General features: G+C 52.7%; 1 rRNA gene. It reads left to right on the top strand.

Going from position 1 to position 1,223, the window contains the following annotated elements:
- A 23S ribosomal RNA gene (locus DDT52_RS20790) occupies nt 1-1,223 on the top strand; the annotation flags it as partial.

Below are 1,223 nucleotides of genomic sequence, written 5' to 3' on the forward strand. Positions count from 1 at the left end.
CCGACGATACCCGAATGGGGAAACCCAGTGTGTTTCGACACACTATCATCACATGAATCCATAGTGTGATGAGGCGAACCGGGGGAACTGAAACATCTCAGTACCCCGAGGAAAAGAAATCAACCGAGATTCCCCCAGTAGCGGCGAGCGAACGGGGAGGAGCCCAGAGTCTGCATCAGCTTGTGTGTCAGTGGAAGCGTCTGGAAAGTCGCACGACAGAGTGTGATAGTCCCGTACACGAAGATGCACAGGTTGTGAGCTCGATGGGTAGGGCGGGACACGAGATATCCTGTCTGAAGATGGGGGGACCATCCTCCAAGGCTAAATACTCCTGACTGACCGATAGTGAACCAGTACCGTGAGGGAAAGGCGAAAAGAACCCCGGCGAGGGGAGTGAAACAGAACCTGAAACCGTGTACGTACAAGCAGTGGGAGCCTTGATTAATCAGGGTGACTGCGTACCTTTTGTATAATGGGTCAGCGACTTATATTNNNGCGTTTCGCTTTGCGTGGTGCGCAAAATGCGTAACGACAGCGCGATTGACGGTTAACGGCGCGAAGCGACGTTCAACATCAAAATCAAGCAGTGGAGCGTTTTGGGGTGGGGTGACTGCGTACCTTTTGTATAATGGGTCAGCGACTTATATTCTGTAGCAAGGTTAACCGAATAGGGGAGCCGCAGGGAAACCGAGTCTTAACTGGGCGTTAAGTTGCAGGGTATAGACCCGAAACCCGGTGATCTAGCCATGGGCAGGTTGAAGGTTGGGTAACACTAACTGGAGGACCGAACCGACTAATGTTGAAAAATTAGCGGATGACTTGTGGCTGGGGGTGAAAGGCCAATCAAACCGGGAGATAGCTGGTTCTCCCCGAAAGCTATTTAGGTAGCGCCTCGTGAACTCATCTTCGGGGGTAGAGCACTGTTTCGACTAGGGGGTCATCCCGACTTACCAACTCGATGCAAACTGCGAATACCGTAGAATGTTATCACGGGAGACACACGGCGGGTGCTAACGTCCGTCGTGAAGAGGGAAACAACCCAGACCGCCAGCTAAGGTCCCAAAGTCATGGTTAAGTGGGAAACGATGTGGGAAGGCCCAGACAGCCAGGATGTTGGCTTAGAAGCAGCCATCATTTAAAGAAAGCGTAATAGCTCACTGGTCGAGTCGGCCTGCGCGGAAGATGTAACGGGGCTAAACCATGCACCGAAGCTGCGGCAGCGA

The organism is Brenneria roseae subsp. roseae (assembly GCF_003115845.1).
Lineage (GTDB): Bacteria > Pseudomonadota > Gammaproteobacteria > Enterobacterales > Enterobacteriaceae > Brenneria > Brenneria roseae.